At 63.1% G+C, this 26,321-nt stretch carries 27 protein-coding genes and 1 tRNA gene; 16 read left to right on the top strand and 12 right to left on the bottom strand.

Annotated elements, in window-relative coordinates; translation table 11 throughout:
- Positions 1-8: 8 nt before the first annotated feature.
- The 9 genes from ISP15_RS14245 to ISP15_RS14205 all read left to right on the top strand — a co-directional run bounded on the left by ISP15_RS14245 (position 9) and on the right by ISP15_RS14205 (position 9,572).
- Positions 9-1,325 (top strand): ABC transporter permease, encoded by a 1,317-nt coding sequence (locus tag ISP15_RS14245; protein ID WP_404548277.1) that lies wholly within the window; start codon positions 9-11, stop codon positions 1,323-1,325.
- 751 nt (positions 1,326-2,076) lie between these two features.
- Positions 2,077-2,934, top strand: a complete 858-nt coding sequence (locus ISP15_RS14240) for an STAS domain-containing protein (RefSeq protein WP_404548276.1) — start codon at positions 2,077-2,079, stop codon at positions 2,932-2,934.
- A gap of 2 nt (positions 2,935-2,936) precedes the next feature.
- Positions 2,937-3,299, top strand: a complete 363-nt coding sequence (locus ISP15_RS14235; RefSeq protein WP_404548275.1) for an STAS domain-containing protein — start codon at positions 2,937-2,939, stop codon at positions 3,297-3,299.
- Positions 3,296-3,700 carry an ATP-binding protein gene (locus ISP15_RS14230; RefSeq protein ID WP_404548274.1) on the top strand — a complete coding sequence of 135 codons (405 nt, stop codon included), beginning with the start codon at positions 3,296-3,298 and terminating at the stop codon, positions 3,698-3,700. Before ISP15_RS14235 ends, ISP15_RS14230 begins: the two co-directional genes overlap by 4 nt.
- On the top strand, positions 3,697-4,713 hold the full coding sequence (locus tag ISP15_RS14225; RefSeq protein WP_404548273.1) for an ATP-binding protein: 1,017 nt from the start codon (positions 3,697-3,699) through the stop codon (positions 4,711-4,713). The genes ISP15_RS14230 and ISP15_RS14225 overlap by 4 nt, the downstream gene beginning before the upstream one ends.
- On the top strand, positions 4,697-5,563 hold the full coding sequence (locus tag ISP15_RS14220) for a sensor histidine kinase (protein ID WP_404548272.1): 867 nt from the start codon (positions 4,697-4,699) through the stop codon (positions 5,561-5,563). Before ISP15_RS14225 ends, ISP15_RS14220 begins: the two co-directional genes overlap by 17 nt.
- On the top strand, positions 5,553-7,499 hold the full coding sequence (locus ISP15_RS14215; protein ID WP_404548271.1) for a response regulator: 1,947 nt from the start codon (positions 5,553-5,555) through the stop codon (positions 7,497-7,499). Before ISP15_RS14220 ends, ISP15_RS14215 begins: the two co-directional genes overlap by 11 nt.
- Positions 7,500-7,812: 313 nt before the next feature.
- Positions 7,813-9,093 (top strand): NRAMP family divalent metal transporter, encoded by a 1,281-nt coding sequence (locus ISP15_RS14210; protein WP_404548270.1) that lies wholly within the window; start codon positions 7,813-7,815, stop codon positions 9,091-9,093.
- A 260-nt stretch (positions 9,094-9,353) separates the two neighbouring features.
- Positions 9,354-9,572 carry a DUF2188 domain-containing protein gene (locus ISP15_RS14205; RefSeq protein ID WP_404548269.1) on the top strand — a complete coding sequence of 73 codons (219 nt, stop codon included), beginning with the start codon at positions 9,354-9,356 and terminating at the stop codon, positions 9,570-9,572.
- A 151-nt stretch (positions 9,573-9,723) separates the two neighbouring features.
- On the opposite strand, the gene yedA is transcribed toward ISP15_RS14205, so the two are convergent.
- The 3 genes from yedA to ISP15_RS14190 all read right to left on the bottom strand — a co-directional run bounded on the left by yedA (position 9,724) and on the right by ISP15_RS14190 (position 12,027).
- On the bottom strand, positions 9,724-10,638 hold the full coding sequence (yedA, locus tag ISP15_RS14200) for a drug/metabolite exporter YedA (RefSeq protein WP_404548268.1): 915 nt from the start codon (positions 10,636-10,638) through the stop codon (positions 9,724-9,726).
- A gap of 174 nt (positions 10,639-10,812) precedes the next feature.
- Positions 10,813-11,688, bottom strand: a complete 876-nt coding sequence (locus tag ISP15_RS14195) for a methylated-DNA--[protein]-cysteine S-methyltransferase (protein WP_404548267.1) — start codon at positions 11,686-11,688, stop codon at positions 10,813-10,815.
- A 69-nt stretch (positions 11,689-11,757) separates the two neighbouring features.
- Positions 11,758-12,027 carry a hypothetical protein gene (locus tag ISP15_RS14190; RefSeq protein WP_404548266.1) on the bottom strand — a complete coding sequence of 90 codons (270 nt, stop codon included), beginning with the start codon at positions 12,025-12,027 and terminating at the stop codon, positions 11,758-11,760.
- A gap of 76 nt (positions 12,028-12,103) precedes the next feature.
- Here ISP15_RS14190 and ISP15_RS14185 point away from each other — a divergent pair, with 76 nt between their 5' ends.
- Entirely contained in the window at positions 12,104-12,445 is a 342-nt protein-coding gene (locus tag ISP15_RS14185) for a Rieske (2Fe-2S) protein (RefSeq protein WP_404548265.1), read from the top strand.
- A gap of 117 nt (positions 12,446-12,562) precedes the next feature.
- Here the strand turns inward: ISP15_RS14185 and ISP15_RS14180 are convergent, their stop codons facing one another.
- The 5 genes from ISP15_RS14180 to ISP15_RS14160 form a co-directional block, all read right to left on the bottom strand.
- Entirely contained in the window at positions 12,563-14,380 is a 1,818-nt protein-coding gene (locus tag ISP15_RS14180; RefSeq protein ID WP_404548355.1) for an SLC13 family permease, read from the bottom strand.
- 202 nt (positions 14,381-14,582) lie between these two features.
- A complete protein-coding gene (trmB, locus tag ISP15_RS14175; RefSeq protein ID WP_404548264.1) occupies positions 14,583-15,278 on the bottom strand; it encodes a tRNA (guanosine(46)-N7)-methyltransferase TrmB in 696 nt (231 codons plus the stop codon).
- A 5-nt stretch (positions 15,279-15,283) separates the two neighbouring features.
- Positions 15,284-16,084 (bottom strand): thiazole synthase, encoded by an 801-nt coding sequence (locus ISP15_RS14170; protein WP_404548263.1) that lies wholly within the window; start codon positions 16,082-16,084, stop codon positions 15,284-15,286.
- Between the two features lie 42 nt (positions 16,085-16,126).
- Positions 16,127-16,327, bottom strand: a complete 201-nt coding sequence (thiS, locus tag ISP15_RS14165) for a sulfur carrier protein ThiS (RefSeq protein WP_404548262.1) — start codon at positions 16,325-16,327, stop codon at positions 16,127-16,129.
- A 67-nt stretch (positions 16,328-16,394) separates the two neighbouring features.
- Positions 16,395-18,320: a DUF6600 domain-containing protein gene (locus tag ISP15_RS14160; RefSeq protein WP_404548261.1), complete on the bottom strand. Its 1,926-nt coding sequence runs from the start codon at positions 18,318-18,320 to the stop codon at positions 16,395-16,397.
- 238 nt (positions 18,321-18,558) lie between these two features.
- Between ISP15_RS14160 and ISP15_RS14155 the strand changes: the two genes are divergently transcribed.
- The 5 genes from ISP15_RS14155 (at position 18,559) to ISP15_RS14135 (ending at position 22,455) form a co-directional block, all read left to right on the top strand.
- Positions 18,559-18,632 (top strand) — tRNA-Gly (locus tag ISP15_RS14155).
- A 57-nt stretch (positions 18,633-18,689) separates the two neighbouring features.
- Positions 18,690-19,145 carry an ATP-dependent zinc protease family protein gene (locus ISP15_RS14150; protein ID WP_404548260.1) on the top strand — a complete coding sequence of 152 codons (456 nt, stop codon included), beginning with the start codon at positions 18,690-18,692 and terminating at the stop codon, positions 19,143-19,145.
- Complete coding sequence (gene rimK / locus ISP15_RS14145; protein ID WP_404548259.1) at positions 19,142-20,035, top strand: 30S ribosomal protein S6--L-glutamate ligase; 894 nt, start codon at positions 19,142-19,144, stop codon at positions 20,033-20,035. The genes ISP15_RS14150 and rimK overlap by 4 nt, the downstream gene beginning before the upstream one ends.
- Positions 20,036-20,489: 454 nt before the next feature.
- Complete coding sequence (locus tag ISP15_RS14140; RefSeq protein ID WP_126673328.1) at positions 20,490-21,176, top strand: response regulator transcription factor; 687 nt, start codon at positions 20,490-20,492, stop codon at positions 21,174-21,176.
- Complete coding sequence (locus tag ISP15_RS14135) at positions 21,160-22,455, top strand: sensor histidine kinase (RefSeq protein WP_404548258.1); 1,296 nt, start codon at positions 21,160-21,162, stop codon at positions 22,453-22,455. Before ISP15_RS14140 ends, ISP15_RS14135 begins: the two co-directional genes overlap by 17 nt.
- A gap of 87 nt (positions 22,456-22,542) precedes the next feature.
- Here the strand turns inward: ISP15_RS14135 and ISP15_RS14130 are convergent, their stop codons facing one another.
- The gene (locus tag ISP15_RS14130; protein WP_404548257.1) at positions 22,543-23,925 is read right to left on the bottom strand and encodes an L-serine ammonia-lyase; all 1,383 of its coding nucleotides are present in this window, start codon (positions 23,923-23,925) and stop codon (positions 22,543-22,545) included.
- A gap of 76 nt (positions 23,926-24,001) precedes the next feature.
- Between ISP15_RS14130 and ISP15_RS14125 the strand changes: the two genes are divergently transcribed.
- A complete protein-coding gene (locus ISP15_RS14125) occupies positions 24,002-24,244 on the top strand; it encodes a glutaredoxin family protein (RefSeq protein ID WP_404548256.1) in 243 nt (80 codons plus the stop codon).
- A 288-nt stretch (positions 24,245-24,532) separates the two neighbouring features.
- Here the strand turns inward: ISP15_RS14125 and ISP15_RS14120 are convergent, their stop codons facing one another.
- Genes ISP15_RS14120 through ISP15_RS14110 form a run of 3 tightly spaced genes read right to left on the bottom strand, consistent with a single transcriptional unit; the run spans position 24,533 to position 26,255 of the window.
- A complete protein-coding gene (locus tag ISP15_RS14120; RefSeq protein WP_404548255.1) occupies positions 24,533-25,093 on the bottom strand; it encodes a YceI family protein in 561 nt (186 codons plus the stop codon).
- Positions 25,090-25,671: a cytochrome b gene (locus tag ISP15_RS14115; RefSeq protein ID WP_404548254.1), complete on the bottom strand. Its 582-nt coding sequence runs from the start codon at positions 25,669-25,671 to the stop codon at positions 25,090-25,092. Before ISP15_RS14115 ends, ISP15_RS14120 begins: the two co-directional genes overlap by 4 nt.
- On the bottom strand, positions 25,668-26,255 hold the full coding sequence (locus ISP15_RS14110; protein ID WP_404548253.1) for a YceI family protein: 588 nt from the start codon (positions 26,253-26,255) through the stop codon (positions 25,668-25,670). The genes ISP15_RS14115 and ISP15_RS14110 overlap by 4 nt, the downstream gene beginning before the upstream one ends.
- Positions 26,256-26,321 lie beyond the last annotated feature (66 nt).

Raw genomic sequence — 26,321 nt, 5'->3', positions numbered from 1 at the left:
GCCATGTCATGAATGTCATTTTCAATCTGATTCTCTTGCTGGTGCTGGCGGCGTTCCTGGTGATCTGGATGTATGTATCGTGGCCGGTGGTGCTCGCGCTGGCGGTGGTGTTTGGAGCGTGGATGCTGCTCACCCGGCGCGGTCGCCAGGCGGCCTCGGTCACGGCGGTCGGCCTGAGCACGCTGCGGCAGCGGCTGGGCTCGTCATCGGTGGTGATTGTCGGTATCGCGGGCGTCGTTGGCGTGTTGGTAGCGCTGCTGGCGATGGGCGACGGTTATGCGCAGACCTTGCGCAAGACCGGCAGCGACGATACCGCCATCGTGATGCGCGGTGGATCGGCCAGCGAGGTAATGTCGGTGATGGAGCACGACAGCGTGGTCGTGGTGCCGCAGGCCCCCGGCATCGCGCGCGACAGCCAGGGCAAGCCGATCGCTTCGCCGGAAATCGTGGTGGCCGCGAATCTTCCGGTCAAAGGCGGGGCGCCGGATGAAGAGGGCAGCGTGCAATTGCGTGGTGTTGGCGAGCAGGCCTGGGCCGTTCGTCCGCATCTGAAGATCATTGCCGGACGCAAATTCACGCCAGGGATGCGCGAGCTGGATGTAGGCCAGGGCGCGCAACGGCAGTTCGCGGGGCTGCAACCCGGTCATCAGGTCAAGCTGGGCAACCAGGAGTGGACGGTGGTCGGGGTCTTCGCTTCCAACGATGCGCTGGATTCGGAAATCTGGGGCGATGCCGACACAGTCGCTTCCACCTACCGCCGCGGCAGCAGCCGCGCATCGGTAACGGTCAAGCTGACTGGCCCGGGCGCCTACGCTGCATTCAAGGCCGCGCTGGCCGCCGATCCGCGCCTGAAGGTGGATACCGACACCACGCTGGATTACTTTGGCAAGCAATCCGAAGGCATGAGCAAAGTCATGCGGATCATGGGGATCACGGTAGGCCTGATCATGGCGATCGGTGCCGTATTCGGCGCCCTCAACACCATGTTCGCGGCGGTGGCCTCGCGGGCGCGCGAGATCGCGACCTTGCGGGCGATCGGCTTTCGCGGCCCCCCCGTAGTGATCGCGATCATGCTGGAAACCATGCTGCTGGCCCTGCTCGGCGGGCTGCTTGGCGGACTGGTAGCGTGGCTCGTGTTCAACGGCTATACCGCATCGACCATGGCGGCTGGCACGGTCGGGCAATTGACGTTCGCCTTCAAGGTCTCGCCCGAGTTGCTCTGGCAAGGCTTGAAATGGGCGCTGGCGATCGGCTTCGTCGGCGGCCTGTTTCCGGCGGTGCGTGCGGCGCGGTTGCCGGTAACTACGGCATTGCGCGAACTGTGAACCTTGCGGGCGCGCGCCCGCGCCCGTTCGTTTTTCCATCCCGATAGCCGGGGTGCGTGCCTGAAGCGATGTGCGCAATGCAAATGCCGTGCGCGCGCTCGTTGATAGCGCTGAAAGGTCGCGGGCTTCAACCAGGCGTTCTGAGCAAGGGCCCGAAAGCCACTGGACCCCCGGCATCCCCGTTTATATCGACCCGGCGTGTGCGCGCGTGTGCGGACGCCGGGTATTGCATGCGCGAATGCTTTCGTCAGCATGCGGAAAGATGAGTGGCCATGTGCCACGAAGCGTTTTGGCCTGACCTTCAGCCTTTGTGGCCGTGCGCTTGACGAACGCCTTGCTAGGGATGCTCTGGTCAATGCTACGCAGGCGGCATGATGACCAGAAGGCTCGCAGAGTGTGTTGTGCGGCGCCGGGAAGACTGGCCGTCTTGCCAAGCCGCGCGGCGCACTCTGCGTGCCTTCTGGTCATCACCCCATCGCTTTAAATTCAACATGTTGGGGCCAGCTCTGTCTGTCCGCATCCCTTCGGCCCGTCGTCTCGACAGACGGCCAGTCTGCCTTCGCCGACGAACCTATGGTCTGCGAACAGACAGAGCTGGTGACGCCTACGTAGCATTGACCAGAGCATCCCTAGAGTGCGCCTTTCATGCCGTCCCGTTAAGAGGGCGTGGGCGTAGAACCGTTGCGTTCGTACTATTCCCACACGTAAGCGCTCGCGTCATGATAAGTCTCCTCGAGTAAAGGCACTCACCATGGCGTCAATCGAAAAGCGCACCACGGACATCATTCGTCACAACGAATCCGAATTGCTCCAACAGTGGCGTAACAATCTGGAAGCCCTGGGCTCCCGCGGCGACGTCAGGTCGAGCAACGATGAGTTTCACAAGGAGACGTCACAGTTTCTGCACCTTTTCGTGGATGGGCTGGATGCAAGCGGCGGCAAAGGCCTGAGCGATCCATCCTGGGACGATGTGCGGGCCTTTCTGGAAGCCTTGTCGCACAACCGCGCGGTCAAGGGCTTCGATTCCCAGGAAACGGCCGGCTTTATTTTTTCGTTGAAGAAGCCGCTATTTCCCCTGCTGCAACAAGAGTACGCAAAAGATCAAAACCAGCTGATAGAGCAGCTGTGGGAGATCTCCGGACTGATTGATGCATTGGGGTTGCACACCGTCCGCACCTACCAGAAATCGCGCGAAGCGGTCATCAAGCGGCAGCAAGAAGAGTTGCTCGAGCTTTCGACCCCGGTCGTGAAACTGTGGGACGGCGTGCTGGCGTTGCCGATGATCGGCACCCTCGATTCGCAGCGTACCCAGGTGGTGATGGAATCCCTGCTCCAGCGCATTGCCGATACCGGCTCGGAAATCGCGATCATCGACATCACTGGCGTACCGACCGTCGATACCCTGGTCGCACAGCATCTTTTGAAGACGGTGACGGCCATTCGCCTGATGGGAGCCGACTGCATCATCAGTGGCGTGCGCCCACAGATTGCCCAGACGATCGTGCACCTGGGCCTGGACTTGCAGGGCGTCATCACCAAGGCGAATCTGGCCGATGCCTTGGCCTTGGCACTGGGCCGAACCGGGTTTGCCGTCAGCAGGAAGGTTTAAGCATGGATCGTATTCCCATCTTGCGCATGGGTGATTGTTTGCTGGTAACGATCCAGGTCGACATGCATGATCAACTTGCCCTGGCGTTGCAGGACGACTTGTCCCAGCGCATCAGCGAGACGTCCGCCAGCGGCGTGTTGATCGACATTTCGGCGCTCGACATCGTCGATTCGTTTGTCGGGCGCATGATCGGCAACATCTCGGGCTTGTCGCGCATCATGGATGCGCAGACCGTACTGGTCGGCATGCAGCCGGCCGTGGCAATAACCCTGGTCGAATTAGGCCTCACCCTTCCCGGCGTCAAGACCGCGTTGAACGTCGAGCGCGGGATGGCGATTTTGCGCGAGCACGTGAGAAACCTATGACGGTCCTGGAACAGGGGACCCATTCTATTCGTGTCGAGCAGGATGTGGTGCTGGCGCGGCAAGCGGTTCGGCGGCTTGCGCAGACCTGTGGCCTGCGGTTGGTGGATCAGACCAAACTCGTTACCGCAGCGAGCGAGCTGGCGCGCAATACCGTCATCTACGGACGCGGTGGCGACATGGACTGGACGCTGCTGGAAGAGAACGGGCGGCGCGGTCTGCGGCTGCACTTTCGTGATAAAGGCCCTGGAATTGCCGACATACAAAAGGCCATGACCGATGGCTGGACCACCGGTGGCGGCCTTGGCTTGGGATTGACCGGCGCCAAAAGGCTGGTCAGCGAGTTTGAGCTCGATAGCGCACCGGGCGCAGGGACGCGCGTGACCATTACCCAATGGGCATGACTGTCGGCGGGGGCCCGACCGCCATCCTGACGGTCGAAGACGTCAGTCAAGTAGGGCATGTGCGGCGAGCGGCGCAACACCTCGCCCAGCGGATCGGCCTCTCCGACACGGATGCCGGGCGCGTCGCGTTATCGGCCACGGAGCTGGCGAGCAACATGATCAAGCATGCCGGCGGAGGCGAACTCTATCTGCAGCGGGTTCCCGGTAACGAGGTCGGGGTCGAGTTGTTGGCCGTTGACAAGGGACCGGGACTTGACCTCGGTACGTGCGTGGCTGACGGGTTTTCTACCCAAGGTACCCAAGGCATCGGCTTGGGAGCGGTGGTGCGGCAGGCATCTGTCTTCGATGCCTACAGCGACGTGCGTGGATCGGTGATCCTTTCGAGGATCTACGACGGCAGGGCGCCTGTGCAGGACATGGCGCTGGGCGTCTGCCAGTATGCGTTGCACGGAAGCAGCGCCTGTGGCGATGCATGGCAGGTCGCCCTGGCGGACGGGAACGTCAGTGCGGTGGTTATCGACGGCCTGGGGCATGGGCCGGAAGCCGAGTACGCAGCGAAGGCCGGCGTAGACGCTTTCTTGCGTTCCCCCTTCGGGGATCCGCCGGCGCTCCTGCAAGCGTTGCATGCAGCGATGACGGGTACGCGCGGCGGCGCCGCGGCGGTGGCCCGCTATACGGGCCATGACGCCACCTTGCACTTCGCCGGCGTAGGTAACATTGCAGCCCGGTTGCTTGGCGCCGGTGTGTCGCGCGGCCTCGTTTCCATGCCGGGCATCCTCGGCGTCAACCACCGCAAGGCGCAGTGTTTCAGTTATACGCAGGTGGCAGGAAATCTTCTGATCTTGCATAGCGACGGCCTGCAATCCCGATGGAACATCACGGACTATCCCGGACTGGGGCACAAGCATCCCGCTGTCATCGCGGCACTGTTGCATCGCGATTTTCGCCGTCGCACGGATGACGTGACCATTTTGGTTCTCCCTTTGGGGAATGCCCATGTCCAGTCAAACTAACGAGACGGCAGGCGGCGAATTGGAGCGGCTTCGGGCGGAAGTCGCGTCGCTGCGCGACGAACTCAACGAAACCAACCAGGGCGTCTTGGCGTTGTACGCCGAATTGGACGTCCAGGCCGAGCAGCTACGGCAAGCCTCGGATCTCAAAAGCCGTTTTCTCTCGTACATGAGTCACGAGTTTCGCACGCCATTGGGTTCGATTTTGAGCATGACGCGCCTGCTTGCCGATGAGCTGGACGGTCCTCTCGCCGCGGAGCAACGCACCCAGGTCGGACTCATCAGTTCGGCCGCGCGCGAATTGAGAGACATGGTGGACGATCTTCTCGACCTGGCCAAAATCGAGGCTGGCCGCATTACGATCTCGCCGGCCTGGTTCGACATGATCGATTTGTTCGCGGCGTTGCGCGGCATGTTCCGTCCTATCGTCGACACGACCGCGGTCGATTTGATTTTCGAAGAGCCTGAAGGCTTGCCGCGCCTGTATACCGATGACAAGAAGCTGGCGCAAATCCTGCGCAACTACATTGCGAACGCGCTGAAGTTCACCGCCAGGGGCGAGGTGCGGGTATCCGTGCGCCTGGAGGGACGCGACGAGGTTCGCTTCGCGGTGAAAGATACCGGGATAGGCATCCCGGCCGAGATGCACGAACATCTATTCGAGGATTTCGTCCAGGTGGATTCGCCGGTGCAAAAGCGGTTGCGCGGAACCGGCCTGGGGTTATCTTTGTGCAAGCGCTTCGCGGAACTTCTCGGCGGCCATGTCGGCGTGCAGAGCGAACCGGGAGTAGGCTCCACTTTCTATGTGCTGATTCCTATTGCATTGGTCTTGGAGTCGAACCATGTGCCCTGACATCCAGGTGCTTGTCGTCGACGATAACGTCGCCACACGTTATGCCATGCGGCGCATTCTTCACAAGCACGGGTATTCGGTGCTCGAAGCCGGCACCGGGACCGAGGGCATGGCGAAAATCCAGAGCGATCGCGTCGATGCGGTGTTGCTGGACGTCAATCTTCCCGACGCCAGCGGCTTCGATATCGTGCGCCACTTGCGCGCGACGGCGAAGACGGCGCTCCTTCCCGTCATCCATGTGTCAGCGGCCTCGATCGCAACCGGCGACCTGATCACTGGCCTGGATGCCGGCGCCGATGCTTACCTTATCCATCCGGTCGACCCGGATGTGTTGCTCGCCACGCTGCGCACCTTGCTCAGGGTGCGCGATACCGAATCGGCGTTGCGCCAAAGTGAAGAGCGCTTCCGCGAGATTTTCAATGGCGTCGTGGCGCCCATCGCGGTGATCGACGGCGATCTGCTGCTGCACGAAACCAATCCCGCGTTCGATAAACAAATTGGACGTGTACGCATCAAGGACAACTTGGGCGCCAGTTTCGCGGCAGGACAGGAAGAAGTGCTGGCGGCGCTTTCGTCGGCATTGCAGAAGCAGCAGCGATGGCAGGGCGCGCTGACGATGGTGATGGATGGCGTGCTCCGCGATACGCATTGGCGCATAGCGCCGTATCGCGAGCCGAGCGTAGGCATAGCGTTTGTGGAAGATGTCACCCGGCACAAGGAGCGCGAGCGTGTTCAGGCCGAGCGCCTCGACAGCACGCAGCATCGGTTGAACCAGGAAATCGAGGTTCGCCAAAAGGCGCAATCGCAGCTTTTTCAGGCGCAAAAAATGGATGCGCTGGGCAAGCTGACCGGCGGCATCGCGCACGATTTCAATAATTTGCTGACTAGCGTCATCACCGCTACCGAAATGCTCACGGTGAAGCTCGACAGCCACGACACGGTTTCCGCCAAGCGTTTCGCGAGCATGGTATTGCGGTCGGCGCACAATGCCGCCACCCTTACGCACCGCTTGCTGGCCTTCGCCCGCCAGCAACCGCTGGATACGAAAGTGGTGGACGTAAATGCCAACATAAGTTCCCTGGGCGATTTGTTGCGGCGGACGATTGGCGAACAAATCGACCTGGACATTACCCTGGCAGCGGAGCCGGCGATCGCCAAAGTCGATCCGAACCAGCTTGAAAACGCCGTGTTGAATCTGGTCATCAATGCGCGCGACGCGCTCTCGGGCAATGGCCGGATCACCATCGAAGTGGCTGACCAATGGATCGCCAACGATCCTGAACTTGCGCAAGGCCGCTACGTGGTGCTCACCGTCGCCGACAACGGCAGGGGTATCGCAGCCGATGTCCTGGAAAAAGTGTTCGAGCCCTTTTTTACGACCAAGGCCACGGGTCAGGGCACGGGACTTGGACTATCGATGGTCTACGGGTTTGCGCGCCAATCGGGCGGGATCGCACGTATCGAAAGTCGCCTCGACCAGGGCACGCAGGTTCATCTCGTGCTGCCCAGTGGCGTAGGCGAATCGTTATCGGCAAATAAGTCGGCGCCAACCCCGATGGTCTCAGGGCAAGGCGAAAAGATCCTGCTGGTGGAAGATATGTCGCCCGTCCGCGCCCTCGTTGCCGAAGCGCTGACCTCGGCCGGATATCGATGCGAACAAGCCTCCGACGGGGCTTCTGCCGCCCAGCTGCTGGTTGCCCATGACGACATCCGGCTGCTGTTTACGGATATCGGCTTGCCGGATATGCGTGGAACGCAACTGGCACAGATCGCCCGCCAGGCGCGGCCCGCGTTGCCCGTGCTCTTCATGACCGGGTATTCCGAGGAAGCGGCAAAACGTAGTGACCTGATTGACGAACGCACGGATATCATCACCAAGCCATTCGAAGTTGGAAGGCTGCTGTTGACGATTCGAAGGATGTTATCCGCGCACTGATGGATGAACGCAAAGCAGCCTGGCTTTGCGCAGAACGACGACACGCGATCCTTGGCCGGCGGCCCAGGCCGGCGTGACCTGTGGGCTGCTGCCCGTGGGAAATAGAAGCGCGCACCGCCATGGCATTTCCCACGCGGCAGCGCTACATGTCCAAGCCGGCTGTCGAGCATGCCTTCGCCGTGCATCGCTGCATCGCTTGAGCAATCGACTCCATACAGCGCGTTCACCCGGGCCATGCGATGAACAGGCCAGTGCGACAGTTCATCGATAGCGTGACTGCCGCTTCAACTTTCCAGGAAAGCCTGCATCCTCTATGACATCCCGCCATGCCACCGGCCTCCTGAAACGCCTGCGTCAGCAATTGAGTGCGGGCCTGGTAACTGGCGCGGCCGACGACGATCCCAGCGGCATCGCCACGTATTCCCAGGTCGGCGCGCAATTTGGCTATGCCACGGTGTGGAGCCTGGCATTGGCCCTGCCGTTGATGGTGGCGATCCAGGGCATCAGCGCTTTCATTGCGCGCGTGACGGGTAGAGGCCTGGGAAGCGTCATGCGGGAGCATTATCCGCACGCCATTGTGCTTCCCTTGATCGGCATGGTCGCCATCGCCAACATCATCAATTTGGGCGCAGACATCGCGGCAATGGGCGATGCGTTGCGGTTGGTCGTGGGAGGGCCTGCGCCGGTGTATGCCGCCCTTTTTGGACTGGGCTCGCTGGTGTTGCAAATGGTGGTGCCTTTTTCGCGTTATGCGCCGTTCCTGAAAATCATGACGTTAAGCCTGTTCGCCTACGTCATCACCGTGTTCGTGGTGCAGGTTCCATGGCTCCAGGTGTTCAGGAGCGTCGTGTTGCCCGCGATCCATTGGAATGCGGCCTATACGGTGGCTATCGTCGCCATCCTGGGCACCACGATCAGTCCCTATTTGTTTTTCTGGCAGGCCGCGCAGGAAGTGGAAGAAATTCGTTCCATCGAAGCACGCAAGGCGCTGAAGCGCGCGCCGCACCAGCGGACGCAGGCGATCGAACGAATAGGTGTCGACACCACGGTCGGCATGATCTTTTCCAATATCGTGGCCGCCTTCATCATCATAACGACGGCCGCGGTGCTGCATGCGCACGGCAAGACGCATATCGCCTCCTCGGCGCAGGCCGCCGAAGCATTGCGTCCGCTCGCCGGTCCCTTTGCTTTCGCGCTTTTCGCGTTCGGCATCATCGGTACGGGATTGCTTGCCCTGCCTGTCCTGGCCGGATCCACCGCGTATGCGGTGTGTGGTGCGCTCGGGAAGACTTACGGCCTCGGCCATGAACCGCGTTATGCGAAATTCTTTTACGGCGTGCTGATCCTCGCGACGATCGCCGCGGTATTGATCAACCTGCTGCCGGTTGATCCGATGAAGGCGCTTTTTTGGAGCGCGGTGATCAATGGTGTCATCGCCGCTCCGGTCATGGCCATGATCATGTTGATGGGTACCAATGAACACATCATGGGGCCGGCGTGCATGCTCGGCGGCTGGATGAAAACCTTTGGCTGGCTCGCGACGGTAGTCATGGCAGCGGCTGCCGTCGCCATGTTTGTCACATGGGGGCATTGAGTGTCATGAACGGTTACATCCCGTGTCCATGATGTCTTGCATGTCGCACGCCTTTGCTTGCCGCTGCTTGATATTGCAAGGCAGAGCCTTGTCGAAGATGAAGGCATGCGCACGATCGCATCGGCGGTGCAGGGACCGAACGCATCGCGGTATCCCGCCAGTGCCGTTCGCATATGGGCGCCGCATGACGGTATCCCGCTTGAACGGAAAAGGCATGGAATTTGCTTTCTCTCATTCGGACTCCTTCCAACGTACTGCGCATGTTTATTTTCGATATTCCCTATAGCCCCGCAGAGTCAGAGACTTGGCTGGTGCTCAACGGTGAAGACGCCAAACCGTTTCGCAGCCGAGGCGAGGCGTTGCGATATGCCATGACCGAGGCCGCGCGCGTGCCAGACGTGAGCGCCGCGATAAGCATTGAAGGCGCGGACGGGCAGTGGCGGTTGTTCGACCGCAGCATGCAGCCCGTTAAGACCTGACCAATCCCGTCAGAAGTGGACCATGCACCTGCCTCGGCTGGACCTTGCACCGTCCAGTACGCCAGGAGCCATGGGCATCGCAGTAATTTGTTGGCTGTATCAGCCGTGGTGCCGATCGCAATGGGCCGCGCATCTTGGGCGCTCGTGATGATCAGTGCACCTTGCGCTGCCGCACCAGCGTGATGGTGCCTACGCCCAGCAGGATGACCGCCATGCCTGCAAGATCATACGGCCCCACTTTTTCACCCAGGAGCCATACGCCGAACAGCACCGCCACGGGCGGATTGACGTAGGCATAGCTGGTCGCCAGCGCCGGGCGGACGCGCTTGAGTACATACAGGTACGCGCTGAAAGCAATCAGCGATCCGAATACCACCAGGTAAACGGCCGCAAGCGTAGCGTGCAGCGCCGGATGCGAAGGCAGCGTTTCGCCGCCCAGATAGCCCGCGATAAATAGCGCGATGCTGCCGCACACCATTTGCGCCGCCGTGTTCATCATGCCTGCGGGCATATCCTGGCGGCGGCTCCAGACCGAACCGAAAGCCCAGGCGACGGCCGCCACCAGCAAGGCGAGCGCGCCCAGGCGCGAGGCGGACAGACCGCCGCCGACATTCAGCACGATCACGCCGGCAAAACCGATCAGCAGGCCAACGGTTTCGCGGCGCGTCGGCCAGTCGCCGTACCACCCGGCAAATATCGCGGCGAATAACGGCATGCTCGCCACCATCACGGCGGAAAGGCCCGAGCTCACGCTTTCCTCGGCATAGCACACCAGGCCGTTACCCAATCCCAGCAGCAACACGCCAGTCACGGCGGCATGGCACCATTGGCGCGTACTCGGCATCGCCGCGCCGCGCAGGCGCAAGTAGCCGAGCAGCAGCGATCCGGCGATGGCGAAGCGCATGCCTGCCAGCAGGAATGGCGGATAACTGCGCAGCGCGACACGTATGGCGAGATACGTGGAACCCCAGATGATGTACAGCGCGAACATCGACAAAGGCACCCAGCTGCCGGAGGCATGCTGGTCGCGCGCGACGATGATTGGGTTGGCGGCGGAATCCGTCATCGGCTTGTCGGCGGGGAATGGATCGTAACGATAGCCGCAAGGAATGCGTGGCAGTAGCGCAGACATTGCAAGGCAGGGTTGAAGACGAATCAAAAAGCGCCGCGAATCTCTCAGGTTTGCATGTCCACGTTCAATCCTCTTACAAGCATGCGGCGTTATGGCCAGGGCAAAACATTACGTGTTTGCCTGGCTGAAAGCCTTGCGCTGCTCTTCCTGCGCCAACAAGGCGCGCTTGCGTTCCACCCCCCAGCGCCAGCCGCCAGGCGTGCCGTCTTCGCGCACGATGCGATGGCATGGCACCAGCAGGGCGAGCCGGTTGCTTCCGCAGGCGCGGCCGATCGCGCGCGCCGCGCCGGGCTTGCCAAGTTCCGCGGCGAGCTCGCCGTAACTCTTGGTGGTGCCCGAAGGAATGCGGGTCAGCGCTTCCCACACGCGCCATTGAAAGGCGGTGGCTGCGACGTCGAGCGGCGGCATGTCCGGCGCTGCCCGGTCGCTCCAGCCCAGTTCGCTGGCGATGCGTGCGATCACGGCATCGAGCCATTCCTCGCGCCCATGGTCGACGCGCTCGCGCGTCGCCTTTGGGAATTCTTCCGCCAGCCGCTGCTCGAGTTCATGGTCGTTCGCGCCCAGCGTGACCGCGCAGATGCCTTTGCCCGTGGCGGCCACCAGCAATTGCCCAAGGGGAGTGCGGGTGGTGGTGTAGCGGATATCCGCACCGGCGCCGCCGGCGCGATAACTGGCCGGGGTCATGCCGAGCAGGCGATTGGTGTGCTCGTAGACGCGACTGCCGGAACCGAAGCCGGCGTCGTACACGGCATCGGCTACGGCGGCGCCCGTGCGCAATGCCGTCTTGAACTGGCCGAACCGGCGCGCGCGATGGTATTCGGCGGGGCTCATGCCATAGCGCCGGCGAAAGGCGCGCTGCAGGTGGCTTGGACTCAATTGCGCGGCGTGCGCCAACGCGGCCAGCGATGGCGCTTCGGTGGCGCCCTCGATCAGCGCGCGGACATGTTCCAATGGGATTTCAAGCGTAGCGGGCGAGCGGCGCATGGCGGCGTCCTGAGCGGAGTGCCGTCAGCGTAAGGCGGACGTCCGAAGGGCACTATCCGGATCTTGCGATCAATGATGCGCCATGGGACGCGAGTGGCGAATGACCACGTATTCGCCTTCGAGCACATCGGGCTGCCGGGCCGCTTGCATGGGAGCCGCAACGCGGCCGCGCTTCCACTGGCGCCACACCAGCCACAGCGCGCCACCGGTCATCAGCACGCCCGCCACCACCAGCCCGAATACCATCAGGACGCCGATGACCAACAAGCTGAGCACCACGGACAAAGCCTGGGCCAGCGGATGACGACGGCGGTGCAGCAGTGGCAGGACAACGCGCATGTTAAAAATCCGTATGGTAAAATCAAGGACTTACGCGCGTAACGATGAGGCCTGGTGGCCTCCAAGGCAAGTGCCCATGGATACAGCAACGCCCCGCCGCCTTTGCCGGCTGCAGGATATGCCCGACGGTGAAGCGATGGCGCTGGACGTCATGCTGCCGGAGGGAGAGGAGAGCGTCATCCTGTTGCGGCAGGGCGAACGTGTAAATGCGTGGCTCAACATCTGTCCCCACGCAGGGCGTCGCCTCGATTGGGCACCGGGCAAGTTCCTGGTTTCCAGGGGCATGCTGGTATGCGCGGCACACGGCGCGAGTTTCAGTGTCGATAGCGGCGAATGCACCGGCGGTCCGTGCCGGGGTGAAAGCCTGCGCACGGTGCCGGTGCGAGTGGAGCAGGGCGAGGTGATTCTGGACGCCTGAAACGCTTTTCGTTGAAGAGGGTGAGGGAACGCAGTTGCCCTAAATCCACCCGAAACCCGGCGAGCCGGAGGAGATTTTCGCCATGGCGGCAAGCCCGCGCTCCCGGCATGGAAGGAATCAGCGGAACATGAGGTTGATGACCACCAGGGTGATCACCAGCACGATCAACGTCAACGGCAGGCCGGCACGCAGGAAATCCTTGCTGCGGTAGTCGCCCGGACCCGTGACCATCATCAGTGCCGGATGGCCGGAGCTCAACAGGAACGTATTGGATGAGGACACCGCCACGATCAGCGCATACGCGGATGGATTGCCACCCGTCGCGACCGCCACGCTGATCGCTACCGGCACCATCATCACCGTGGCGCCTACGTTCGACATCACCTGGGAAAACAGCAGCGTGAGGATCGCCAGCGAGGCTTGCAGTACCCATGGCGAGGCGTGGCCCAGGTGCAGCAGCACTTCCTGCGCCACCCATGCGGCGGTACCGGTGGAATCCATCGACCAGCCCAGCGGAATCAGGCAGGCGGTGACGAAAATCGTTTTCCAGTTGACCGCCTTGTACGCCTCGTCCATGTTGAGCACGCCGCTGAGCAGCATGCCGATGGCGCCGGTCATCATGGCCACGGAAAGATCCAGGTTGGTGAACAATGCCAAGCCTTTCGCCATCAGGAAAAAGCCCACCGCCTGCCAGATCTTGTTGGGGCGTTGCTCTTCGCGCGGGATGTCGGTGACGACTACCAGGTCCTTGTCTTCGGAAACCTCCTGCAGCGCTTTCCAGCTGGAATGCAGCACCAGCGTATCGCCGGTACGCAGGCTGACCGAGCGCAGGTCGTCACGATAGACGTGATCGCCGCGGGTGATCGCCAGCACCGAAATACCGTGGCGCTTGCGCAGCCGCAGGTCGCCGACCGATTGCTTGAGGAAGCGCGAGCTAGGTGGGATGACCGCTTCGGAAATGCCCGCGCGCGTGGGATTGAACAGTTCGCCCAGCTGGCGCATGCGCGGCGACAGCCGGCACAACTGGTTATTGGCAAAGCGGTTGAGTTCGTCGCGCGGTCCCAGCACGCCAAGTACCGAACCGACCCAGATCACTTGATCGGCCGGCGGCGCCATGCGTGCGTCATTGCCGCTCTTGATCGCCAGGATCAGTGGCGCGCCGTGCAATTGCTCCACTTCACCGATGCTCATGCCGACCAACGGGCTCTCGGCGGTCACGGTAAGCTCGGCAGTCTCGCCGACGATGCCGTAGGTCTCGGCGAAGTAGCTCTCGGTACGGCCGGGCGTCACGTTCTGGCGTTCGTCCTCGCGTTCGGGCAGCAGCTTGTGCGTGAAGAAGTAAAAGAACAACACGCCGGCCACCGCCAGTGCGAGGCCTACCGGCGTTACGCTGAACAGTCCGAACTTGGGCACCGTCTGCGCGCCGGGCGGCAGGTTGGCGTTGGCGCTGGCGATCAGGTCGTTGAGCACGATCAGCGGAGAATTCGCGATCAGCGTGGTGTTGGTGGCGGTGAGGATGCAAAACGCCATCGGCAGCAGCAGCCGCGAGATCGGCACGCCAGTGCGCGCGGACAGGCGGCTGGTAACCGGGATCATCAGCGCGGCCAGGGCCTGGCTGGGAATCACCGCGCTGAACAGGCTGGTGACCGAGTTGATCACCAGTCCCAGGCGCGACTCCTTGCCGCGCGCCATGCGCATCACGAATTGCGCGGTCAGGCCGAGCACGCCGGCGCGATCGAGTCCCGCGCCCATGATCATGATCGCGATGATCGCAATCACCGCGTTGCCGGCGAAACCATTGAATACGCGATCGGAGGGAATCAGGCCGGTCAGGCCGATCACCACCACGACCAGCAGTGCCACCATGTCGGCACGGATCCATTCCAGCACCAGCATGAGCATGGTGAAACACACCAGCCCCAGCACCAGGATCATCTCGGGAGTGAGGGTCAACGCCACTGTGGATCGTCCCTGGCGGGCGCTGGGCAAGGCTGGATGCGATGGGGCAGCAGTTGCTTCACGCGGTGACTCATCCCTGTTTGACGGGAAAGTATAAGCGCGCGCCGCTTTGGACTGGTGAACCGTTGCCCTCTCTCTTCACCACCATGGGTGGTGGCGAAGGTCGAAGTGCGTGGAACTAGACCTTTTTGTAGAGCAAATCCCACACCCCATGCCCGAGTTTCAGCCCGCGCCGCTCGAAGTGCGTTTCGATGCGCCAGTCTGGCTTCTCGGCGTACTGGCCCGGGCCGACGGCATTGCGCCAATCCGGCGCCGCTTCCATTATTTCGAGCATGTGCTGCGCGTAAGGCGCCCAGTCGGTAGCCAGGTGCAGCAAGCCGTCCGGGATCATGCGCGTGGCAAGCAGGGCGACGAAGCCGGACTGGATGATGCGCCGCTTGTTGTGGCGCTTCTTGTGCCAGGGATCGGGGAACCAGATGCGCGCCTCGGCCAGCGTGGCCGGGGGAATCTCCTGCTCCAGCACCTCGACCGCGTCGTGCTTGTACAGGCGCACATTGCTGGCATCGCGCGCGGCCAATGCGTTCATCAGCCGGCCCACGCCGGGACCATGCACTTCCACGCCCAGATAGTCGCGGGCCAGGTCGTGCTCGCTGGCCCACGCCAGCGCTTCGCCGTTGCCGAAGCCGATTTCCAGCACACGTGGCGCATGGCGGCCGAAACGTGCGTCGAAATCCTGAGCGGTACCGGTGTAATCGATACCGTAGCGCGCCCAATGCGTATCGAAGGCGCGCTGCTGGGCCGGGGTCATGCGACCTTCCCGCAGCACGAAGCTGCGGATGCGGCGCATGTATTGGGGTGCGTCGGTGCCGGTCATGCCAGTCAGCCGATGGTGCCGTCGATCGGGCTGGAGGCCGAGGCGAAGCGCTTGCGCGGGATGCGCCCGGCGCGAAAAGCGGCACGGCCGGCCTCGATCGCCAGCTTCATCGCATGCGCCATCAAGACAGGGTCTTTGGCGCCGGCGATCGCCGTATTCATCAGCACGCCATCGCAGCCCAGCTCCATCGCGATCGCCGCATCCGATGCGGTGCCCACGCCGGCATCGACGATGATCGGCACGCTCGCGTTCTCGATGATTTCCAGCAGGTTGTAGCGATTCTGGATACCGAGGCCCGAGCCGATCGGCGCGGCCAGCGGCATGACCGCGACGCAGCCGATCTGTTCGAGTTTCCTGGCCAGGATGGGATCGTCGCTGGTGTACACCATCACGTCGAAGCCATCGGCCACCAACTGCTCGGCCGCCTTGAGCGTTTCCACCACGTCGGGAAACAGCGTGCGTTCGTCGCCGAGCACTTCCAGCTTGACCAGCTGGTGGCCATCCAGCAGTTCGCGCGCCAGCTTGCAGGTGCGCACGGCGTCCACGGCGTTGTAGCAACCGGCGGTATTGGGCAGCAGGGTGAACTGGTCCGGCGGCAGCGCATCGAGCAGGTTTGGCGCCTTGGGGTCCTGGCCCAGGTTCACGCGGCGGATCGCCGCGGTGACGATCTGCGCCCCGGCGGCCTGCGTGGCGCGCCGCGTTTCATCCAGGTCCTTGTACTTGCCGGTGCCGGTCAACAGGCGCGAACCGTAGTGCTTGCCGGCGATGATCAGGGGATCGGTGCTGTCGTGTGTCTTGAAATTCATGGGAGTACCAGGCGCGCGGCGCGGGGAGGATGGACGATGAGATCAGCCGCCACCGATGGCGTGGACGATCTCCACGCGATCGCCCTGGCGCAATGCATGGCTTTCGTGCCGGCTGCGCGGCACGATTTCATGATTGACTTCCACCGCGACGCGGCGACCCGCGTAGCCGGCTTCGTGAAGCAACTGGGTAACGGTGATGCTGTCTGCGCAGTCGCGCGGATGGCCATTGAGAGTGATCTGCATCCGCCCATTCTAGCGGTAGCGCCCCGGCGATGGCCGCACTGGTGTGCGGTAGCCGGGCCACCGCCCTTCAATGCTGACTGTCATTGCGTGGCGACGCCGGCGCGCTTTCGCGCGGGTGCGGCGCATTCTGCGACGGATGGAACTCCTGCGGGCGCGCTTGCTCGGGATGCGCGTACTGTGGCATCCCGTATTGGCGTGGCTGCGGCTCGTAAGAAGGATTGGGCTCGCGCATCGGCGCGTAGGGACGCGCCTGCTCAGGAACGTACTCGTGTGAATGCTGGGCCGCGCCGAAACGCTGTTGCTCTTCTTGCACGGAGGGCTGCGGCTGGGCGCGCGGTGCCTGCTCGATGGGCCGGATCTGCTGGGCCTGCTCGAAGTGCGGCACCTGCGGCAGGGACGGTGCCGCCGGGCGCGACGCAGCCGGCACCCCCCGCGTGGCAGGGCGTGCGAAACCTTCGCCGGTGATGACCCTGGGCGCCGCATTCACGTGCGCATCCAGGATGCGTACCTGGGATGCCGGACGTCCGGCACGGGCCGAAGCGGTAGCGGCCAGCGCCGCTGCCGGTCGCCCGACCGCCACCACCGTGCGATTGAATGCAGCCGAGGGCAGCGGCCGTGCACTCACGGCACGCGGCCGGCCGAAGCTGGCCGCTGCCGGACGTTGCAAGGCGGCCGGCGCCAGCACCGAGGCGGCGGCCATCTGTTGCGCATTCAGATGCACCTGGCTGCTCTGCACGTTGCGGGCGCTGGCAAACGCTTGTGCGGAGACCGCTGTCAACGCATGGGCAGCATGACGATAGGTATAGGCCGAAGCCGGTATCGGACGCCCGCCCTGGTAGAGGGCGTACTGATGATGGATGGCAGTGGCCAGTGCGCCACGATCGCCGTAACGGCCGCCATCCAGGTTGGACAGGTTCACCCCGGTGTAATAGTTGCGCGATGCGCGATACCACGGGTTGTAGACATCGCGCGGCCCCAGCGGGAACCAGCCGACCGGGCCACTCCTGCCGCTGCCGACGAAGGCCACCAGCGCTGGCGCATAGACCGGGCGCATGCGGCGCGGACCAGGTATCCAGCCCCAACGGTTATGCATGAATGCCCAGCGTCCGTAGTGATAGGGCGCAAAACCCCAGGGCAGATCATCGATCCAGGTCCAGCCCCAGGGCGCGATCCATACCCAATGGCCAAACCGGTAGGGCGCCCAGCCGACCGCCACATTGGCGGGGTACCAGACAGCCCCGTAGTCTTCGTCTTCCTCCCAGCTGCCCCAATTGTCGAGGTCGTCACTGCCAACCACGTCGTCCGAGACGTATTGAGCGCCGGCACTGTTTGCTTCCTGCGCATCGCGCCCGCTGCACCACACATCGAAGGCATCGCCACCTTCGCTGTCGTCGACCACGACGTTGTTCAATGCCGAATCGTTGAACTGGTAATGGCGCCCGCTGTAAACCTCGCGCTGCGCATGGTTCTCGCCGTAGACCGTCGCGACGCCGTCGAATACGGTTACCGAGGTGGCATTGCCGTCGCCGTCCACGTCCACCCGGACAATGCCGGGCTGGTTGAGCACCAACGCCAGGGTCGGGGTATCGATTTCATAGCTGGCGCCCGGATCGAGGTTGCGCACGCTGAGGTTCAAGGTGCCTTGGGTCAGCTCGAACTGGCCGATCTGCTCATTGAGATTGAGCACTCCCAGGTCGCTGCCGCCGGCGATGCGCAGCGCCGCGCCGCCGAGGTCCAGTTCCGCCTTGGCATCCGGCCCGCTGGACAGCTTGTCGCCATTGGTCAGCGGTCGGTTGATATCGGCCGCGCTCCACGCGGTACTGCCCGCGGGCATCAGCCCCAGATCACCGGCCGCGTAAGCCACGCGCGCCACCCGCGCCGGCGGATCGCCGGCATCCGTTTGCGCATGGGCTGCGCCTGCTCCTAGCAGCAAGGCGGCAAACAGCAACCGCCAGCCGCGCGAGAACGGAACCGCAAATTCGAATGCACGCATGCGACTCTCCGTGCTGTGGCGCGCGAGACGGTCGCGCTTTCGTCGGCGTCTGTGGATAGCTGTTGCAGCTCGATTATGCGCACGGCGCGTGATGGCGGCATCTGCCGCATGCCATGGTGGCGCGGGCAGTTCAGGAAAACGCCATCGAAGAGCACCGGGCGTTGCCAAGCGAACCTGGAACGTGCGCGCTCCAGGATTCCAAAAGCCGCATCCGCCGGTTACCATCGCCGGACGCAAAGCGGGTGTAGCTCAATGGTAGAGCTGTAGCTTCCCAAGCTACTGACGAGGGTTCGATTCCCTTCACCCGCTCCATGCTTCCATCCCTCCGGTTCCCCACCGAGATTTTCCAACCCGACAGCGTGAGCTGATATGGCGGACGTGATTACCCTCGGTTGGCGGGAACGGCTGGCGTTGCCCCAGTTCGGCATCCCTGTGCTCAAGGCCAAGCTCGATACCGGTGCCCGCACCAGTTCGTTGCACGTGGATGAGTTGGAGACGTTCGTGCGCGATGGCGATACCTGGCTGCGCTTCATGGTCGGGCTCGGCCGCCGCGCGGCGCGGCACGTGCAGTGCGAAGCGCCGGCGTGTGATCGTCGCGTGGTGATGGACACCGGTGGCGGCCGCAGCGAGCGATGGTTCATCCGCACCCAGGTCATGCTGGCCGGCGAGCGTTTTGAGGTTGACATGAATCTGACCGATCGCCGGCACATGCTGTTTCCCATGCTGCTGGGCCGCACCGCGCTGGCCGGGCGTTTCACGGTTAATCCCGCACTTTCCTATACCCTCCCCAGACCCGCGCACACGACGATGATGGACAAGTCATGAAAATCGCCATCCTTTCGCGAAATACGCGGCTGTATTCGACCCAGCGGCTGGTGGAAGTGGCGCGCGAGCGCGGCCACGTGGTGCGCGTGCTCGATCCGCTGCGTTGCTATGTGCGCATCGCGCCGGGCGAGGTGGAGATTCGCTACAAGGGCAAGGCGCTGCACGATATCGACGCGGCGATCCCGCGCATCGGCACCTCGAGTACGTTCTATGGCACGGCGGTGCTGCGGCAGCTGGAAATGATGGGCGTGTATACGCCCAACCCCTCCGACGCCGTGCTGCGCGCGCGCGACAAGCTACGCTGCCTGCAGATTCTTGCCGCCAAGGGCCTGGACATGCCGGTGACGGTATTCGGCGACAACCCGGACGACACCACCGACGTGCTGGACATGCTCGGCGACCCGCCGCACGTCATCAAGCTCAACGAAGGCAGCCAGGGCACGGGCGTGGTGCTGGCGGAAAAGCGCAGCGCTTCGCAGAGCGTGGTCGAAGCCTTCCGCGGCTTGTACGCCAACTTCCTGGTGCAGGAGTTCATCGCCGAAGCCAAGGGCAGTGACCTGCGCTGTTTCGTGGTGGGCAAGCAGGTGGTTGCCGCCATGCAACGCGAAGCGCTGCCCGGGGAATTTCGTGCCAACTTGCATCGCGGCGCCACCGCGGTGGCGGCCAAGCTGACAGCGGCCGAGAAGCGTATCGCGGTGGACGCCGCGCAAGCGCTGGGGCTGGGCATCGCCGGGGTGGACCTGCTGCGTTCCCGGCGCGGTCCGCTGGTGCTGGAAGTGAATGCCTCGCCAGGGCTGGAAGGCATCGAGGCGGCTTCGGGCGTGAACGTGTCCGAACACATCATCCAGCACCTGGAGCGCCATGCAGGAAAGCCCGCCAGGCGCGATTAGCCGAGGGGCCTGCTCGTACTGTTCGCGAAACGCTCACCCGAGTTTGCCCGCCAGGGGCGTCATCAATCGATCGTGTACGTCCGCACACGCACTCGCTCATCCTTGTCCGGCGAGCAACAGCCCTGGACCGCCCATGCGTCATCCGTGAGTGATATCGCCGGATTAACCTGCCAGTGAGCGCAAGTTAACTGCCGCGTAACCCCCCCACCCCTATAAAGGCTGCACTGTTTGTTTGCTCGCCACTTCAATCGCAAGGTCCGGTGACAGCAGGCGACGGTATCGGGGCAGTAGCTTCAGCCCGGGTGTAGCGACACATGTCGCGGCATCCGGGCTTTTTCTTTGCCTCGAGCGAACCCGGCCACGGTGTTCAGCAGGGCGCTTAACATTTGCCGCGCGCACTCGTTAAGCTTGGACCTCCTCCGGCCTGTGCGCCGGCTGCGTAGCGGAGAGACGCATGCGCGTTCTGGTGATTGAAGACAATAGCGACATCGCCACCAATATTGGCGATTACCTGGAAGATCGGGGCCACGTAGTGGATTTCGCCGGAGATGGCGTCACCGGGCTGCATCTGGCCGTGGTGCACGACTTCGACGTGATCGTGCTGGACCTGACCCTGCCGGGCATGGATGGCCTGGATGTCGCCCGCAAGCTGCGGCACGAGGCCCACAAGCAGACCCCGGTACTGATGCTGACGGCGCGTGATGCGCTGGAGCAGAAACTCACCGGCTTCGAGTCCGGTGCCGACGATTACATGACCAAGCCGTTCGCCCTGCAGGAGCTGGCCGCACGCCTGGAAGTGCTGGCGCGCCGCGGCAAGGGGCCGCAGAGCCGCGTGCTGAAGGTGGCCGACCTTACCTACAACCTGGATACGCTCACGGTCACCCGCGAAGGCAAGTCGATCCAGCTCAACCCGATCGGCCTGAAGCTGCTGCAGGCATTGATGGAAGCCAGCCCCTCGGTCGTCACGCGCCAGGATCTGGAACAGAAAGTGTGGGGCGAAGAATTGCCCGACAGCGACAGCCTGCGCGTGCATATCCACGGTCTGCGTGCCGCGATCGATAAGCCGTTCGACAAGGCGCTGATTCACACCAGGCACGGCATCGGTTACCGCATGGTCGATCCGGATGCAGTCCAGGCGTAAGCTGCGGTTCCGCCTTATCGTCTCCTTCGCGCTGTTCGGCTTCGGACTGAGTGCGTTGTTTGCCATGGCCTCGCTGTATGTGCGGGCCAAGGTTGAAGACCAGCTTGTCGCAGTGGCGTTGCAAAGCGACGTCGATCAGGCGGTCGACAAGACGATTGCCAATCCCAACCAACCTGTTGCGTCCGAGTTGGTCGAGGCCTGGATAAAGAGCGATCGCACGATCTATAAGATGCCGCTTGCTTGGCAGAATCTTGATACCGGCGTCCACGATATGTACGAAACGGATGCTGGTGGTCATCCTAGGCATTACAAGCTTGCGGTACGTCGCAAAGACGGCATCATTGGATTTATTCGCTACGACATCAGCCGTGAGGATCTGGGCAAACGCCAACTCATCACCTCGCTGGTTGCGGCGGTCATCTTGTTTAGCCTGCTGTCGCTTGCTATCGGATTGTGGCTTTCGCGCAAAGTGCTCAAGCCGGTTAGCGAGTTGGCAACGCGCCTGCGCGATTTCCGCAAGACAGGGCGTGCCGAACCGTTGGCTCCCCATTTTGCTGATGACGAAGTCGGCGAGCTCGCGCAGGCGCTGGATGAATACTCCACCCGCCTCACCGCCATGGTCGAGCGCGACCGCGAATTCAACTCCGACGTCAGCCACGAATTGCGCACGCCGCTGGCCGTTATCGCCAGCACGACCGAATTGCTGCAAGGCTCGCCCGATCTCACCGACAAGCTGCGCGAGCGCCTCAAACGCATCGAGCGCGCCTCGCGCCAGGCCACCGAGCTGATCGAGGCGCTGCTGTTGCTGTCGCGCGCCGAACGTCGCGGCCCCACGCGCGGCGAAACCACCGACGTGGCCAAGGTGGCCGCCGACGTGATCGAAAGCCAGCGGCCGCAGTTGCGCGACAAACCGGTCGATATCGAGCTGTTGCGGGGCGATTCGGTCAGCGTGAATGCGCCTGCGTCGGTGTTGTCGGTCGCGCTTACCAACCTGATCGGCAACGCGATCAAGTACACGCTGGAAGGCCGCGTGAGCGTGCAGGTGGAGCACGGACGCATCGAAGTGATCGACACCGGTCCCGGCATCAAGCCGGAAGATGCCGAACGCCTGTTCCAGCGTGGCGTGCGTGGCGAAGGCGCGGGCGGCAGCGGCGCAGGGCTGGGGTTGGCCATCGTGCGGCGCCTGTGCGAACTCTACGGATGGGATGTTTCCATCCGTCCACGCACCGATGCCAACGGTGCGATTGCCTGCATCGTGTTCGATCGAGGATCGCGCTGAGCGCTTTTGCCGGGATGTCTCCCTGGCCGGATGTGCGTAGAGGCTCCTGCATCCTTTCCTGGAAAGAAGGATGCGAGAGCACGAGCCTTAGCACTCGATGACATTCACGGCCAGACCGCCGCGCGATGTTTCCTTGTATTTATCCTTCATGTCGCGACCGGTGTCGCGCATGGTGCGGATCACCTTGTCGAGCGACACGCGATGCTTGCCGTCACTCTTCAACGCCATGCGGCTGGCATTGATGGCCTTGACCGAACCCATGGCGTTGCGCTCGATGCAAGGAATCTGCACCAGGCCGCCGATGGGATCGCAGGTGAGGCCGAGGTTGTGTTCCATGCCGATCTCGGCGGCATTCTCGATCTGCATGACGCTGCCGCCAAGCGCGGCGGTCAGCCCGCCAGCGGCCATCGAGCAGGCGACGCCCACTTCGCCCTGGCAGCCTACTTCCGCGCCGGAAATGGAGGCGTTCTCCTTGTAGAGGATGCCGATCGCGGCAGCGGTGAGCAGGAAATCGATCAAGCCATGCTCGTCGGACTTCGGGCAGAAGCGATGGTAATAATGCATCACGGCCGGAACGATGCCGGCGGCGCCGTTGGTTGGTGCGGTCACGACCCGTCCACCCGCGGCGTTTTCCTCGTTGACGGCCAGCGCATAGAGATTGACCCAGTCCAGGATGGTGAGAGGGTCCCTGAGCGCGGCTTCGGGTTGGTTACGCAATTCGGCCGCCATGGCCGGCGCCCGCCGCGTCACTTTCAGTCCGCCGGGCAGCACCCCCGGCGAGCGCAAGCCGCGTTCGACGCAACCCTGCATGGCCTTCCAGACCGCCAGCAGGCCGGCGCGGATGTCCGCCTCACTGCGCCACACTTTCTCGTTTTCCATCATCAGCTGCGCGATCGTCAGCTGGTGCTGTTCGCACAGCGCCAGCAGCTGATCGCCGCTGGCGAAGGGGTAGGGTTGTTCGGTGGTGTCGGCGACGATGCGGTCTTCCGCCGCCTCGTCATGGTTGACCACGAAACCGCCGCCGACCGAGTAATAGTCGCGCGTGGCCAGCTCGTTGCCGTCGGCGTCATAGGCACTGAAGCGCATGCCATTGGTATGGAACGGCAACTTCTGGCGTTTGTTGAATATCAGGTCGCGTTTTTCCTCGAAATCGATCTCGTGCCTGCCGAGGATGCGGATGCGCTGGCTGGTGCGCACACGCTTGAGGATTTCGGGAATACGGTCGGGGTCGACCTTGTCCGGGTGTTCGCCTTCGAAGCCGAGCAATACGGCCTTGTCGGTGCCATGGCCGCGGCCGGTCATCGCCAGCGATCCGTACAGTTCCGCTCGCACGCGCGCGACCCGGTCGAGCACGCCCTTCTCTTCCAGCCAGCGTTCGGCAAAACGCGCCGCGGCACGCATGGGCCCCACCGTATGGGAGGAGGACGGACCGATGCCGATCTTGAAAATATCGAAAGCGCTGACAGCCATGGATGCACTGCGATGACAGGAGTGAACTGGCTATTCTACGCGGGCATCCACCTGACCGCAGTGTATTCGCCTCCGTATGGCCGAGTTTGTTCTTTATCAGCGGGACTACTGCCACCTTTGCGACCAGGCCCTGGCGGTGCTGGCGCAGGCGCGTGCGCCGGATTTCGACAGCATCTGGGTCGACGACAGCCAGGAACTCGTGCAGCGCTACGGCGTGCGCGTGCCGGTATTGCGCGACCTGCGCGATGGACGGGAACTGGATTGGCCGTTCGACGCCGCGGCCGTGGCCCGCTGGATAGGGGAGCCGACGGAGCAGTAACCAGGCGTGCGACCGCTCGCGGAGCGCAGCCGGGCCGGCTGCCACTCACCCCGGCCCTCTCCCCGGCGGGGAGAGGGCGTCAAACGCGCAAGCACGCTGCTTTTCTCCACTGCGAAAGCATCTCGCTTTTCCTCCTCTCCCCTGCGGGCAAGCGGGGAGAGCACACGGATGTGCTCGGGTTTGAGGAGTGAGGAGAGGATCGAGGTGAGGGGCAATCTTGCGAAGGCATTGAAGCGAAGCGTGCGCTGGCTGGGTTCAACGCAAGAGCCAGTGGTTACCGCCGGCTGCTTATTTCGCGCCAAGCACCAGATGCGCCGTCACGGCAACGTCGGCGCCGATCACCGAGGTGTCCTGGTATTGACCGCCGCCGACACCGAAATCGAGACGTTTCAGGCTGCCGCTTACGTCCAGCGTCGCGCCGCTGCCTTGCGGCTTGAAGTTGATGTTCAAGCGCACCGGCTTGGTGACACCGTGCAGCGTAAGCATGCCCTCGGCGATCACCTGGCCGCCTTGCTGGTGAAAGGCGGTGGTGACGAAGTGTGCTTGCGGGTACTTGGCGACGTCGAAGAAATCCGTGCCTGGCAGGGCGTTGTCACGATCGTTGTCGCCGGTCTTTGCACTGGACAGATCGACCGTTACATCGAATGCCGAACTGGCCAGTTGGGCCGGATCGTAGTGGATCGTGGCCGTCCATGTATCGAAATGGCCATCGAAGCTGCTGCCCTGGAAGCTGCTGCTGAAACCAAGCATGCTGCCCGGACGCACCGTGTAGTCGGCGGCGCCGGCAACGCCCGGGGCGGCCACTGCCAACAGCAAGGCGAAGGGTAGGAAACGAACGCGGGCGGTCATGAAAGTTCTCCTGGGGAAGGCTTGCCGTGGCGCACGCGGCCGAATGGCAGCATGCGGCGCAAGACATTGTCCTGGTCAAAAACGTGATGCTTCAGCGCCGCGCCGACGTGCCCGACCAGCACCAGCAACAGCAGGTAGAACAGATATTCATGCACGGCGTGCGCGGTATGGGCGAGATCGTCGTTCTTCGCCGCCAGCGCCGGCAGATTGAATTGCTTGAACCATTGCAGCGGATAACCGTGCAGCGAGTTGTACCACCAGCCGCTCAGCGGCATGGCCAGGATGAACCCGTACAGCAGCACGTGGGTGGCATGGGCGGCGATGCGCTGCCAGCGCGGCGCAGGTTCATCCGGCGGGGCGCGATCGAACAGGCGCCACGCGAGTCGCAGCGCGAACAACGCCAGGATGGTCAGGCCGATCGACTTATGCAGCGCATAGACATTGATCTTGCTCATCGAGGGCGACATGCCGGTCATCAGCAATCCCCAGGCGCCATTGCCGAGAATGCCCAGCGCCATGACCCAGTGGAAAAACTTGGCAACCGATCCCCATTGGCGGTTGTCGTTGCGCAGGCTCATGGGTGCTCCTTGCCATGGGTCGGATTATCGGCGGTGGAAGTCTGACTGTCGCGGATGCCTTCCAGTTCCAGCCATAGCGCTACATCGTGGCCGATGGCATGGGGAAAACCGTTGATGCCGAACGCCGTGCGGTCGAGGCTGGCGGTAGCGGAGAAGCCGGCCACCGTATGCATGCCGTAGATCGTCGTGCCGATCCGGTTGACCCGGAAGGCAATGTCGATCGGCCGGTGGATGCCATGCAAGCTCAATACGCCGTGCAGCACGCCATGCGTGGCGTCTTTGCGTTCCACCGAGGTACTGGCGAAATGCGCGATCGGATAAGCCTTGCAGTCGAGCAGCGAGGGCTGGCATGCCGCGGCGTTCCAGGCGGCATCGCCCAGGTCCACGCCCGTCATGTCGAGATCCAGTTCGGTGGCGGCGCCGGACCAGTCATCCGGATCGAACCGCAGCCAGCCATGGGCGATATGCAGCCGGCCTAGCGGACGCGAGAAGCCGTCGTGGTCGATGCTGAAGACGATCTGGCTGTGCACCGGGTCGTAGCGATAGGTAGCGGAGGCGGCATGGACGCAAGGTCCTGGCGCCATGCATCCAAGGCAGGCCAAGGACAACAGATAGGGAAGGCGGCGGACCATGCTTAGGAGTCTGGCCGA

Origin of the sequence: Dyella jejuensis, assembly GCF_044904675.1 — a bacterium.
In the GTDB taxonomy this organism is placed as follows: Bacteria; Pseudomonadota; Gammaproteobacteria; order Xanthomonadales; family Rhodanobacteraceae; genus Dyella_B; species Dyella_B jejuensis.
This window is presented reverse-complemented; position numbering and strand designations above follow the sequence as displayed.